This is a genomic window from Helicobacter fennelliae (assembly GCF_900451005.1).
Classification (GTDB): Bacteria; Campylobacterota; Campylobacteria; order Campylobacterales; family Helicobacteraceae; genus Helicobacter_B; species Helicobacter_B fennelliae.
Genome location: NZ_UGIB01000002.1, coordinates 126,579 through 140,065, shown reverse-complemented (window position 1 = coordinate 140,065; position 13,487 = coordinate 126,579). Strand labels below are relative to the sequence as shown.

The window sequence follows — 13,487 nt, the reverse complement described above, 5'->3', positions numbered from 1 at the left end:
AAATTACCATTATTCCAATATGTCAGAAAGCTTTATAGATTCTACCAACAAAAGCCATATAGCTATCCTAAGTGGCAACGATGATTTGAGCTATTGGAGTAAATCTCTACACGCATTACGAAAATCAGTAGTATGTGAGGAGTAATATATGAGCAATAAAGATACAAAACACATAGAGGAAATACGAGCTTATAATAACCAAACCATAGACTGTAAAGTCTTAGAATCTAAAGGCATAGATTCTATAAATTCCAAGCTATACTTTATGGGAGTAGAACTCACAGGCGGCACAGAATCTAATAAACCCTATAACGAATGCTTTTTTGGTGAGTTAGATTCTAAAGATAATAATCTAGGCTTAGATACTCTTAAGCCTATCTATCATTTACAAGCTAGCGATGAGATTATAGAATCTACAAGCAACAATAGAGATTCTAGCAATGCAGATTCTAACAATTCCCTAAGCACCTTAGATATTTTTTTAAATGGCTCTAGGCTTACTCTCCTAAACTACTCCCTTTTAGATTCTAGTCTTAACATCAAATTAGAATGCAATTCCTCCGAATCTAAGGCAATACAAGAGAGAGAAAAAGCACAGAGGGATAAAGATTCTTCACCTGTGGCTAGTAATGACAAAAGTCAATCCACCTCTATGCTTCACCCAATCCTAGAGGATACTGAAAAATTATGTTATGCTATCAATCTAGCAAGTTAAAAGGAATGCAATGTTGTTATATAAAAAATGTGAAGTGTGTGGGAATAATATTAATAAATTGCAGAGTATTTGGAATTTGTATGAAGTATCTGAAAAGAATAAATTCAGCATTGTATGCAAAAATTGTCAAACTCGACATAAACCCAAAGCAGTGTTTTATATGTTCTTAAGATTTTTACCAACGGATGTTATTCTTGGCAATGTATTTTGTGCATTGTTCGTATGGCTTGTTTTTCCGCCGATGCAATGGTGGCTCATTATTATAATCAGCATTGCTTTTTGGCATATCATAAATTTTGGCATTGTATGTATAATGCCATTTTATAAAGATAGTAAAAATTGAGAGGAGATAGAAAATGGCAGAAAACAATAAAGATTTTACAGACCATTTAAGTGATTTTGGCGAAGGGATTGCATCTTTTTGGGTTGCTGCCTATAATTTTGGAGATTTTCTAAGCAGAATCTCTGGATTGCGTGATTGGCAACATGGTAGTATCGTGATAAAAGATTATCATCAGCAAGAAGCCATTGAGGAAGTGAAATTATTTTGGAAAGGTATTAGAACTTTTTTGAATAACGAAGAAACTAGAATGGCAGCGAAAGAAATGTTAATACAAGATTTTAAAGAAAGACCATTGTATTACATTGGTTCTTTTGCGATTACATCTGGAATATCTTCCACAATAAAAGCAGGGAATAAGGTTACGGCAAAAATACAATCTCAACCATTAAGAATTATTGCGGAACAAAGTATAAATGCAGTTCCAAGAACATTATTTGCTTCGACAATTTTTTCCACCAAAGCCCTTAATACAATCCACGAATTTTACCCAAGCTTTAAAACCCTCCAAAACAATATCTGCTCACTATATAGCAATGATAAAAACTACACCAATCTTTTTAATCAAGATATGATAATGTGTAGTTTTTCACAAAATGAAAATCCAGAATCTAAAACACAATCTCTACAACAAGAAATGCAAAGGCTCTACCATAATATTCAAAAAACTAATACAGAATTTAATGCGTATAAGCCTATTCCTATTATTTCATTTACAAATCCAAAGGTAGCCTATATCCAAAAGCTTAATCCTAAAGATATACACTCCCTCACACCAAACTCTCCCTTACACCTCCTTAAAGCCCTCTTTTTCTGTGAGAATTATATACTTTTAGATTCTAATAAAGAGCCATTATTAAGAGAATCTAATTGGCGAGAGTTTTATAACTACAAATCTGACTTTTATACTATCTTTATTGCTGATAAACAAGCCCTAACCCAAGACTACATCAATGAGAGAATATCCCTCTATAACGCCATAATGCAAATAAGAAAGCAAATACAAGATAAAGAAATACAAGAGTTACAAAAACAGCAACAAGAGCTAGAGCAACAACTACAAGGATTAGATTCTAAAGAGAGAGAATCTAAACTCCAAGAATACCAAAGAGAGCAGGAAAGAAAACAAAGAGACAAAGAAAGACAAGCACAACGACAAGTAAGATTCTCTAAAGGTAATACTACAAGCACCACACAGAATCTAAACACAAACAACAATGCCTATATCACAAAAGACTCCTATCTCATCTTAGAATCTAATGATAGAGATACAAAAATTATATTCTTAGATTCTCTTAAAGACTCTCATATTCGCACTTTTAGTAATCCCCAAGCCAATGCTAATACTTCTACTAACTCCCTAGATTCTAACAACAGCTATCTTGCTAATACACCCCTTAGCTTTAACAATCTCATATTGCAATACAATAACAAAGTAAGCATCTTTGCTAGAGACAATAGTGTTATAGATTCTAAACAACAAGTTCCTTCTACTTGCACCAAAAACTTCGTTAATCGCTATGAATTAGTTCATCATATCCCAAATACTCTTAGCGGATTCTCTGCTACGATATTTTATGATATAAAAGAATCTAATACAACTACAAATACAAAAGAGTTTAAAAAACACTTTGAATATGTCATCGCCTTTAGGGACACAGAATCTACAAGGGAAATAGCGTGAGGATTAGTGCTATTTTAGGAATCTTTGGAATCTTAGCAATAATGTTTTTGTTGAGTGGTTGTTCGTTTAAATATTTTGACCCGCAGTGGTATAAGTTTTTATCATCAAAACAAGAAGCAAAACGCTATATTTACGATAAAAAATTGTATGAAGCATTTGTGCTTAATATTCATGATAATGAAGAATACTTAACTACAGACAAATTAATGCCAAATGGTTATAAGTTATTGTTAGATGGCGAGGTTGAAATTCTTGGCAAGAGATTAAAAAAAATAATGCGTAAATTTTATTACATAGATTCGCATAACAAAGAATGTCTAATTTCAAAATTAATTGCTTTTGAGTATATCTCTTATGGCTTATGGTTACAAGGTGATGAGGGTAGAGGATTTTGGATTGAGACAAAAGAAATATTAGATATACTTCCGCAAGAAAACATTTATGTATATGGAGAACGAAAATGACAAATAAAGAATTAATTGAACGAATGAAAGATATGGCAGATTGTGCCGACGCAGCGTATGCAAAGCTACATTGGGTATATGAAAATGAAACATTTTTTAATAAATGGGGCTTTGCTGATAATATTACAAAAGGCTATGATAACAATGGACAGCCAACAGCCTATGCTATGGCAATAGAAGCTAGATTCTGCCAAGATTTCATGATAGATAAGCCCATAATAAATGATGAAACTCTTAAAATTGAATATAAGTCAACAAAGATAAATAATGAGATTCAAAATTTTATTGCTAAAAATGAAAACAAGCAATATATTTTTCTTAACGATGAAAAATATATTGCTTATCCTAATCACTATACTATATCCCACCGCACTAAAAACTTCGTCAATCGCTATGAGTTAGTCTCTCATATCCCAAATACTCTTAGTGGATTCTCTGCTACGATATTTAGAGATTTAGGGGAACTAGATACAGCCACAAATGCAAGAAAGCTTGAAAATGACTTTTCATATATCATCGCCTTTAGAGGCACAGAATCTACAAAGGAAATAGTGTGAGAATGATTAATGCTATTTTAGCAATCTTTGGAATCTTGGTAGTAATATTTATGTTGAGTGGTTGCTCGTTTAAATATTTTGATCCGCAGTGGTATAAGTTTCTGGATTTAGTGGAGAAAGAAAGTGGGTTTTATATTTATGATAAAGATTTATTTCAAGAATATAATAAAAAAGGAGTCAAAAATATTTTATCAAATGGTTATGATGTAAAATATAACACCGATGAAACCATTAGGCAATTAGATAGTAGGCTTACTGAATATAAGAGATTTGAGGTTTATTATATAGATTCTAACGGAAAAGAACATATCATATCGTATATTAAAGGATTTACTTATACGCATTATGGTTTATGGTTAAAAGGCGATGAGGGCAGAGGATTTTATTGGGAAACAAAAGAGACGATAGACAGAGAAGCAACATCAAAAAATAAATTTTATATGGAGGAGAAAAATAATGACAAATAAAATAATGATTAATAGATTCAAAGATATGGCGGATTGTGCCGATGCGAGTTATGCTTTATTAGATGAAGTATATAAGATAGATGAATGGAATAAAATATTTGGCGACAATCTAACAAAAGGTCATATAGTATGTGATGATATAGAAATTATAAATTCAAAAAAAGAGCTTCTCACAATTATCAAAAAAGATTCCAACACCACCTACGCCCGAGCTATCGAAGCACGATTTTGCAATGAAATGATAATCAAAGATGATGATGGTAAAGACAAACAAATAAAATCTATCAAAGATATATCACTTCAGGCCACCCTCTCCCACCGCACTAAAAACTTTGTCAATCGTTATGAATTAATTCATCATATCCCAAATACACTTAGTGGATTCTCTGCTACAATATTTAGAGATTTAGGGGAACTAGATACAGCCACAAATGCAAGAAAGCTTGAAAATGACTTTTCATATATCATCGCCTTTAGAGGCACAGAGGCAGATAGCAAAGGTGTTTTGACTGACGTCTTAGGTGCTGATGTATTGCTTGCTACTACTGGTGTAGCTATCACCCAAGCAAAAGCACTAGAGCTACTCTCTAAAAGCATATTTAGAACTATCATAGCTCATCACAAACTATCTATTGAAAATGCAAATAGTTATGTTTATAATCACAATCTAGAATCTTTGCAAGATAACTATCAATCCTATCAAAGCATTAACAAATATTTCTCATCAAATAACATTAGAGTTACGACCACAGGACATTCATTAGGAGGGCACTTGGCACAAGTGTTTGTTATGGGCTATCCTGTTGTAGTAAAAGAGCTTTATACCTATAATGCTCCCGGACTTGGAGGCATTATCACTTCTGCTATGGTTATATTCTTACGAGTGCTTAGGGTGATATGGAAACTTCTTGTAAAGCTAGTAAGGAGTGTCGCCAAACTCTTTAACCCCAATGGCTTTACACGAAAAGTGCTTGATAAGTCTTTGCAAGCTTCGGGCTATGAGGGTGGTACCGATAATGCAATAAGACTTATGGAAACTCATAAAGATACAGAGATATTTGAGACATTGGGAGATAGTGCAAAAAAGGCGCAAAAAGGGAATAATCTTGGAGTAGCCATACATCATTTAGATTCTATTAGGGCAGCTATGAAAAACGATGATAGCCTAAGTTATGCTTGGCAGCAATTTTATGAGCCTACTACTTCTGTTATATCGGATTTAGGCATAAAGCTAGGATTAACACTAGGTGATAGGCTAGATTATAAAAATACAGAGGCGTTGCATTTAATCAATGTAGGAAAGCATTCACATTATCTCAAAGAATTTGTTGAATCTCTTTATCTTTATGCTTATATTCTCTCTTATGAGCCTAATGAAAATAGATGTAAGGATTTTAACATTGCCCAAACACTAGATTCTTTGAATGACTTTATCCAATGCCTCCTTTTTCAAAGCAAATTTTACAAACTCCATTTTAGTAAGCTTGAAAAAACTGCTTGGGGAAATGATAAAAAGAAAAAGTTTAATGCAGAGATAGGTCCTTTGGATTGTGTGCTGTATCCAATATGCTTACATACAAATGCCTTTGTCTCACATTTAGATACTCAATCATTTAAGAAAGACAATTTCATTGATTGCCTACTTGCATATCAAATCCAAGATACTTACCTACAAATCTTAGATACAAATGATATAGATACATTCACACTAGAATCTAGTATTGCCAAAATCTATGCGCTCTATCAGTGTCAGTTTTTTATTATGGTGCATAAAAATGGCGATGAATGTATAAAAGAGAAAGATATTTTAATAAAGACTCTAGGCTATAAGTCAAGCTTTGTTACTATGTTTTGTCTATCAAATGAGCATCTTACCCAAGATTATATAGATACGAGAAAAGAACTTTATAAGATTGCTCATAATCTAAGATATTATTATTGGCATTATCCATATGAGCTAGATAGCAATGGTAATATGATAGAAAATGACAAATTAGAGTATCTTATTTTTAGTAGGGCAGATTTACTACGCAACCTAGATGAAGCTATCATCGTGAAAAAACCAAAATATAATAGAAATGACACACAAGATATAATGAAAAATGTCAAAATAGAACTTGATGAAGTTTATGTAAAATCTAACAAAATAACCATTTTCGCCAAAGACAACAGCATTATAGATTCTAAAAGCTTGGAAAAAGATTTAGGTTTAGACTTTACTTTGCCCTGCGATGTGTATTTTTACTCTTTACTGCTTAGAGGTGGTAAAGAGGATATAGACAATCCTAGATTTTTCTATGGAGAAAAGGGAGAGGTATATATGAGTGATGAGAGTGATAATATAGAAATCTTTTATAATAATGCAAGAGTATCTATGACAAACTACTATTATCACGCATATAGCTAATGTATAAAAGAATCAAGGGAATACACAATGAATCTAAGAGAATGCAAGATAAGATTCTAATCATACATAAATACATAAAGGATTACTATGCCAACACATACAGATATACAAGAGATACAACCAATAGATACTCGTTTCGCTATCAATCTCTCTACCAAAACTCCCCCTACAAAACACACAGAGCAACAACACAGACAAGCCTTGCAACAAAAAGACCAAGATTCTAAAACCCAAGATTCTATTCAATCTACCGCTATGCTCCACCCAATACTAGAGGATACTGAAATCAAATGTCCTCATAATGGAGTAGTAAAACTAAAGAGTAATAAAGGTAAACCTTTTAAGTCTAAAGGCATACCTATGATTCTAGAATCTGATTTAATCAACTCTCACATTATAGGCTGCACTAATAATATCGCAGGTGTTCCTACTCCATGCACTCTTATTTCTGTAATACTCCCTAGTGCAAGAGGATTAAAAAAGTTTAATGATGATTATCCCATAATGCAAGATTTAGTCTCTAGTGGTGTAATAAGTGATAAAGGATTTCCTCTTATTTGCACACCTAAAGAAAATACTTTTAGGATAAACTCACCAAATCCTAGTAATGCTAATACACAAAGCAAAGAAGCATTACTTGCAACAATAAAACTTACTAAACCACTACTAAGATTGTATTATAAAATAAATACAAAGCAAAAAGACAATCTTCCCATATATAGAATAAAGTGTAATGGTGGGATTAGCAAGTATATTGTAGAATCTTATACAATCAAGATTAAAGAGATGGCGTGAATGACTAAAGAATCTATTATCTTAAAACTTAAGCAAACTTTTACAATCAAGAGAATCTTAATATCTCTAAATCTTTATTTTTTATATTATTTTTTATAGGTGGGTGTTCGACAATATTTATTGACCCTAGAAGCTATATTGCTTGGTTTTATTTATGCAAAAACGACAAACAAATACTTTATGATAAAAATTTATATGATAAATTAGAAATACAAGATTCTTACAAGGGAGTAGAACCTATACGGGAAATAACTGATTTGCAATCTCTTTTCGCCACAAAAATAAAAACAAAGGCTATTTCACAAAAAAAGATTTTAGGAGTTCGCAGGACTGAATACGAATGGTATATAGATAACACATTAGTTAGTAAAGGAATAGGTTATGACATGACTTTTTATCGTGTTAAGTTTCAAGGTGATGAAGCATCTGGTTGGAATTGGAATATACAAAAATCAAATGCGTGGTGCAAAACAAAAAGATATTTTATCGATATTAGCAAGGAAAATTAATGACAAGCAAAAAAAGAATCAACAAAATCAAGGATATGGCAGAGGTAGCTGATGCAGGTTATGCGATGTTGTATTATGTGTTTGAGGATGTACAATGAATGTCATTAAAAAATATCTCACACTGAAGAAAGTTCTTGTATTTTTTGCTGTGGCATTTTTAGTGTTGTTTTGTGCTGCTAACTTTTCGACAGCTTTTATGGATTGGCAGTATTATAAGGCAAAATATATAAATAATAAGTGTAGTGGAATTTATATTTATGATAAGGATTTATATGAAGAAGCCAAAGAATATGGCGATAAAATAGCAATTTTATCTAATGGCTTTCCCATTAAGAGAGAAACTCTTGAAGTAAATACGCAATATGGTAGGATTTGGATTCTAGGAAAGAATATTTTTTATATAGATGATAGCGGAAATAAACACACTATTTATCAAATAAGAGAATATATACAGAGGTATTTTAGAATTTATCTTAGTGGTGATGAGGCAGCAGGGTTGAGGCTTAATGCTCGGGATTTTCATTGGTTTCAAAGTAAAAACCATACTTTTTATATAGAAGAGTATAATAACACTCTTAAAGGAATTTGTGAATGAGTAACTCAAATAAAGAAATGATAAATAAATTCAAAGATTACGCAGATTGCGCAGATGCGAGTTATGCAAAGTTACATTATGTGTATGAGAATATAGATTCTATATTTGAATCTAGGAAGTGCGTATGAGAATGATATATGCAATCTTTGGAATCTTGGTAGTAATACCTATAGTAATACTTGTATTTAGCGGGGGTAATACACAATTTCTTGACCCACAATACTACAAGCTTAGAAAACTTGAAAACGATACAAGTGGATTATATGTGCTTGATGAAGAGTTGGATAGAGAGGCAAGGAGAATAGGAGTGGGCAAAATCCTACAAAATGGATATAAAGTAATTTATGAATATGAGGCTGATATAGATAAAATTGATAGCAGAATAAAAAGTGGGAAGCATTTAATATATTCTTATATTGATGGGAACGGACAAAAAAATACTATAAGTTATTATTTATGTTATAAGTATTATACCTATGGCTTATGGCTGATTGGTGATGAAGGCGCTGGATTTAGATTTAAAGGTGGCGATGAATCTGTATGGCTTTGTAATAGGGATAATGTATTTTACTACGATAAAGAAACAGATACTTTCATAAAAAAGGATAAAAATGACAAATAAAGAAATGATTACAAGATTCAAAGATATGGCGGATATAGCAGACGCTTCATATGCAATGCTTCATTATGTTTTTGAAAACATAGATTCTGTATTCAAATCTAAAAAATGGGAAGAAGCTGATAATATAACCAATAGGGATAAAACAATAGAAAACGATAAATATTTAAATGGTAATATTATACTACCAAATTCTAATACCGCCTATGCTCGTGCCATAGAATCTCGCTTTCAAAAAGATATAGTTATAGAAAAGGGAACATTTGTTGATGATAAATTAGGAGATAGTCCTAAAATGGCAGGATAATCAATGGATAAAAAAAAAGAGAATTAATAAACAGATTCAAAGATATGGCGGAATTTACCGATGCTTTATAAGAATATATTTACAATAATGAAGAGAATATTAATATCAATTAGCATAATAGTTGCAGGATTATTTTGCATTGCAGATTTTTCTACAGCATTGATGGATTGGCAGTTTTACAAGGCAGAATCTATGAGCGATAAGTGCAGTGGAAACTATATATTTGATGATAAATTATATGAAGAAGTAAAGGGTGAAGAGAGATACAAAAAAGATAAAGTATTGTCAAATGGTTTTTTGAGCCAAATAGAAAGCTTAAAAATACCAACAAAGTATAGTAGAATAGCTATTATTGGTGAAAATATTTTTTACATAGATAACAACAACATAAAACATACAATCTATCAAATAAGAGAATATAGACAAATATATTTTAAAATTGCATTAAAAGGTGATGAAGGTGGAGGTTTTGGAATTGATATATGGAGAATATATTATCTCCCAAATGCTAACAATAATTTCAATATAAAAGATTATAATAATTTATATAAAGGAATGTGTGAATGACAAATAGAGAAATGATTAATAAATTCAAAGACTATGTAGAGGTAGCTGATGCAAGCTATGCGATGCTAGACTTTGTGTATGAAAGTAGGAAATGATAATGCTAAAAGTTAAGCAAATATTTACACTAAAGAGAATCCTTATCTCCCTAATATCTTTGTGTGTGATGTTATTCTTTGTGGGCGGATGTTCATTTAGACTTATGGATTGGCAGTGGTATCAAGTTAAGAATTTGTGTAAAAATGAGAGTGGGATTTATATAGTCAATAAGGAATTATATGAAGATATGATTACACATAATCTACAAGATAACAAATACACACGCAAGATGGAGGAATTTAGTAAAACGGTGTATGAGCGTTATCAATCAATAAATAGTCGTATTTATAAACTTGATGACAGAAAATATTATTATTACGATATGACCAAAAATAAGAGTTATGTAGTTTCTTTTGAAAGAAACTTTGCATATAAGAATTATGGTATATTTTTGACAGGAGATGAAGGCAGAGGTTTTGAAATGAAAAGCTCTGAGATATTGGAATGCTTTAATAGAAACAATACATTCTTGGTGAAGGAGTAAAAATGGCAACAAATAGAGAACTAATAAAGAAATTTAGAGATATGGCTGATTGTGCTGATGCTTCATACGCGATGCTAGATTATGTGTTTGAGAATATAGATTCTATTTTTCCTTCTAAAGAATGGAAAGATTCTGATAAAGTTAGATTAGGTAACACAAGAAAAATAAAAATTGAGGGGCAAGAAAAAGAAATAAACACCACCTATGCTCGTGCCATAGAATCTCGCTTTCAAAAAGATATAGTTATAGAAAAGGGAACATTTGTTGATGATAAATTAGGGGATAGTCCTAAAATGGTATCAGTCGCAAGAGAACTTTCTCAAAGAACCAAAAACTTCGTCAATCGCTACGAACTCATAGAACACCAGCCCAATGCAGATTATGGATTTTCTGCCACTTTATTTAAAGACACAAAAGCTACTTCTAAAGATTCAGAATATATCTTAGCCATTCGTGGCACAGAGATAACCTTGAGGATTTATCCATTGATATAACCCTTGCTAGAAATGGTATCCCTATGCAGTGCTATGAGTTAGCAAGATTCTATGAGGAGCAAATTAAAAAGCATTTAGATTATAAACAAAAACTAATTATTGTAGGACATTCGCTAGGTGGGTATTTAGCTCAAAGCTTTTGCTTTATGTATCCTGATAGAGTAGCAGAACTCTACACATTTAACTCTCCCGGATTACTTGGAGCTTGGAATAAGGACTTTATCGATGATCTTTTGAGTGGTTTTGAGATTGCTACCTATGTTGTTGGTGGTGCAGGTATCGCAAGAAAAATAGGCTTTAAGCTTTTAACAAAATCGCCTACTACTTTAAAGGTTATGGCGGTTTTAGGGCTGCTATCTTTAACGATTAATATCAAGTATGCGACTTGGATACCAAAGGAACTACAAAAATATAGTGGCATTATTAAATACCTCATTAAAAATATAAAAGATTCAGAATCTAGAGAGGGCAAGTATATGCCCTATCCACTAGACAAAAACAACCACTATCACATAGAAGCCACAAATCTACTTGACTTTGAAAAACATATGAGTGATACAACCTTTTATGTGAATCTTATCCAGCATTTAGGCACAGATATAGCAGGGAATTATTATCCTATCTATCTTGGGAATGAGTTATCAAACTCACATTTCTTAGCCCCAATGCTAAATATCCTCTACTTCTACTCCTATCTTTTAGAATTAGATTCTAATTACGATAAAGTCAAAGATAAAAGCCTTAGTGAGTGTATAGAGTATTGCAATAAATTTATGAATGATATAAAGATTCATTTAGAAACTTTTGTAATAACAACAAACAAGAATAACAAAAGAAGTTTCGAGATAAAAAATGGACCATTTACACTATTTAGGGATTCTCCTAAAGAAATGGATTTTTTAGAAATATTTTTAAGCAGGGTTGCAGTGATTATTGGTAAAAGCAATCAGGAACTATCAATGCAAGGTAAATCGTATTATACAAGCTCTATGCAACCCACTATTCCCAAAGAATCTATAATAGACTTTGTCACTACACTTTCAAACGATGGATACTATATGAGTATCTTAGATAAAGAATACTTTGCTGAGATAAGAAAAAAATGTGATGATATCAATAATATAAATAATGTAGGATATAAAGCTTGTCTTGCAGAATATAGAAACTTTATCATCATAAATAAAAACAATCAAATAATAGAAAACAAAGACAATCTAGGTTCAATCTATGGATATAATTCAAGTGTATATAGAGCAGTGCATAATAAGTGGTGCGAAACCTCACTAGGAAGTCATTGCAAAATCATACAAGGCTTGTATTATGGTGGTAAAGCAACAATGATAGCAGTTAAGGGAGCATAAGGAAACAAGAATGTTAGAGAATAGTTTTTATATTTCAATACATAAAGAAAAACAAATAGTTCATATCAACCGCATAAACAATAATACAACCCTAGATTGCAAAACAATCCATAACATCATCTTTGAAAACCTACAAGAAAATGAAGCATACAGGGATATAAGCTTACAAGATGTATATAGCTATGAAGTATATGTGTTTTTAGAATCTATCCTTCTTGCAGGTGGTGATGAATCTAAGAGTTTAGGTTATGAATGCTTTTTTGGCACATTAGATTCTAAAGATAATAATCTAGGCTTAGATACTCTTAAGCCTATCTATCATTTACAAGCTAGCGATGAGATTATAGAATCTACAAGCAACAATAGAGATTCTAGCAATGCAGATTCTAACAATTCCCTAAGCACCTTAGATATTTTTTTAAATGGCTCTAGGCTTACTCTCCTAAACTACTCCCTTTTAGATTCTAGTCTTAACATCAAATTAGAATGCAATTCCTCCGAATCTAAGGCAATACAAGAGAGAGAAAAAGCACAGAGGGATAAAGATTCTTCACCTGTGGCTAGTAATGACAAAAGTCAATCCACCTCTATGCTCCACCCAATACTAGAGGATACTGAAATCAAATGTCCTCATAATGGAGTAGTAAAACTAAAGAGTAATATATGCTATACTATCAATCTAGCAAGTTAAAAGGAATGCAATGTCGTTATATAAAAAATGTGAAGTATGTGGGAATAATATTAATAAATTACAGAGTATTTGGAATTTGTATCTTATCGGCTATGGTCGTGTTATATCGTGTAAGAATTGCAACGCTAAATACAAAGCCAATGAGATTGTTTCTTTTCTTTATATGGTTTCTACGGATTTTATCCCTATACTTTTATTTTTTTTAATAATGCTAAATTTTTTTGAAAAACTTGGCTTTAGTAGCAATGTCGCACTGCTTTTTTCAATTATTATATATACTATTTTTAAATTGTGTGTTTTAGCTATTATGCCATTACATAGGATTAAGGAGTAAA

The 13,487-nt window shown here is 31.7% G+C and carries 18 protein-coding genes; all 18 read left to right on the top strand.

Features of this window, described 5'->3' with window-relative positions; translation table 11 throughout:
• The first annotated feature begins 148 nt into the window (after positions 1–148).
• Positions 149–715 carry a hypothetical protein gene (locus DY109_RS11090; RefSeq protein ID WP_023947330.1) on the top strand — a complete coding sequence of 189 codons (567 nt, stop codon included), beginning with the start codon at positions 149–151 and terminating at the stop codon, positions 713–715.
• Between the two features lie 10 nt (positions 716–725).
• Positions 726–1,058, top strand: coding sequence for a hypothetical protein (locus DY109_RS11085; protein ID WP_034548549.1), 333 nt, complete (start codon positions 726–728; stop codon positions 1,056–1,058).
• A 13-nt stretch (positions 1,059–1,071) separates the two neighbouring features.
• Positions 1,072–2,739 carry a hypothetical protein gene (locus tag DY109_RS11080; RefSeq protein WP_023947332.1) on the top strand — a complete coding sequence of 556 codons (1,668 nt, stop codon included), beginning with the start codon at positions 1,072–1,074 and terminating at the stop codon, positions 2,737–2,739.
• A complete protein-coding gene (locus DY109_RS11075; RefSeq protein ID WP_023947334.1) occupies positions 2,736–3,203 on the top strand; it encodes a hypothetical protein in 468 nt (155 codons plus the stop codon). Before DY109_RS11080 ends, DY109_RS11075 begins: the two co-directional genes overlap by 4 nt.
• On the top strand, positions 3,200–3,760 hold the full coding sequence (locus DY109_RS12245; RefSeq protein ID WP_023947336.1) for a hypothetical protein: 561 nt from the start codon (positions 3,200–3,202) through the stop codon (positions 3,758–3,760). Before DY109_RS11075 ends, DY109_RS12245 begins: the two co-directional genes overlap by 4 nt.
• Before the next feature lie 2 nt (positions 3,761–3,762).
• A complete protein-coding gene (locus DY109_RS11060; protein WP_023947337.1) occupies positions 3,763–4,227 on the top strand; it encodes a hypothetical protein in 465 nt (154 codons plus the stop codon).
• On the top strand, positions 4,217–6,634 hold the full coding sequence (locus tag DY109_RS12240; protein ID WP_015453700.1) for a hypothetical protein: 2,418 nt from the start codon (positions 4,217–4,219) through the stop codon (positions 6,632–6,634). The genes DY109_RS11060 and DY109_RS12240 overlap by 11 nt, the downstream gene beginning before the upstream one ends.
• A gap of 87 nt (positions 6,635–6,721) precedes the next feature.
• Positions 6,722–7,429 (top strand): hypothetical protein, encoded by a 708-nt coding sequence (locus DY109_RS11050; protein ID WP_023947339.1) that lies wholly within the window; start codon positions 6,722–6,724, stop codon positions 7,427–7,429.
• Between the two features lie 603 nt (positions 7,430–8,032).
• Positions 8,033–8,533, top strand: a complete 501-nt coding sequence (locus DY109_RS11040; protein WP_023947343.1) for a hypothetical protein — start codon at positions 8,033–8,035, stop codon at positions 8,531–8,533.
• Positions 8,530–8,661, top strand: coding sequence for a hypothetical protein (locus DY109_RS12420; RefSeq protein WP_023947345.1), 132 nt, complete (start codon positions 8,530–8,532; stop codon positions 8,659–8,661). The genes DY109_RS11040 and DY109_RS12420 overlap by 4 nt, the downstream gene beginning before the upstream one ends.
• The gene (locus tag DY109_RS11035; RefSeq protein WP_014667648.1) at positions 8,658–9,155 is read left to right on the top strand and encodes a hypothetical protein; all 498 of its coding nucleotides are present in this window, start codon (positions 8,658–8,660) and stop codon (positions 9,153–9,155) included. The genes DY109_RS12420 and DY109_RS11035 overlap by 4 nt, the downstream gene beginning before the upstream one ends.
• Positions 9,145–9,459, top strand: a complete 315-nt coding sequence (locus DY109_RS11030; RefSeq protein WP_023947347.1) for a hypothetical protein — start codon at positions 9,145–9,147, stop codon at positions 9,457–9,459. The genes DY109_RS11035 and DY109_RS11030 overlap by 11 nt, the downstream gene beginning before the upstream one ends.
• A 60-nt stretch (positions 9,460–9,519) precedes the next feature.
• Positions 9,520–10,026, top strand: coding sequence for a hypothetical protein (locus tag DY109_RS11025; RefSeq protein WP_023947349.1), 507 nt, complete (start codon positions 9,520–9,522; stop codon positions 10,024–10,026).
• A gap of 97 nt (positions 10,027–10,123) precedes the next feature.
• Positions 10,124–10,606 carry a hypothetical protein gene (locus DY109_RS11015; protein ID WP_005219853.1) on the top strand — a complete coding sequence of 161 codons (483 nt, stop codon included), beginning with the start codon at positions 10,124–10,126 and terminating at the stop codon, positions 10,604–10,606.
• A 2-nt stretch (positions 10,607–10,608) separates the two neighbouring features.
• Entirely contained in the window at positions 10,609–11,100 is a 492-nt protein-coding gene (locus DY109_RS12235) for a hypothetical protein (protein WP_023947351.1), read from the top strand.
• Positions 11,101–11,123: 23 nt separating this feature from the next.
• Positions 11,124–12,461: an alpha/beta fold hydrolase gene (locus tag DY109_RS11010; RefSeq protein WP_023947353.1), complete on the top strand. Its 1,338-nt coding sequence runs from the start codon at positions 11,124–11,126 to the stop codon at positions 12,459–12,461.
• 10 nt (positions 12,462–12,471) lie between these two features.
• Positions 12,472–13,152 (top strand): hypothetical protein, encoded by a 681-nt coding sequence (locus DY109_RS11005; protein WP_023947355.1) that lies wholly within the window; start codon positions 12,472–12,474, stop codon positions 13,150–13,152.
• Between the two features lie 10 nt (positions 13,153–13,162).
• The gene (locus DY109_RS11000) at positions 13,163–13,486 is read left to right on the top strand and encodes a hypothetical protein (protein ID WP_115737902.1); all 324 of its coding nucleotides are present in this window, start codon (positions 13,163–13,165) and stop codon (positions 13,484–13,486) included.
• Position 13,487: the final 1 nt, after the last annotated feature.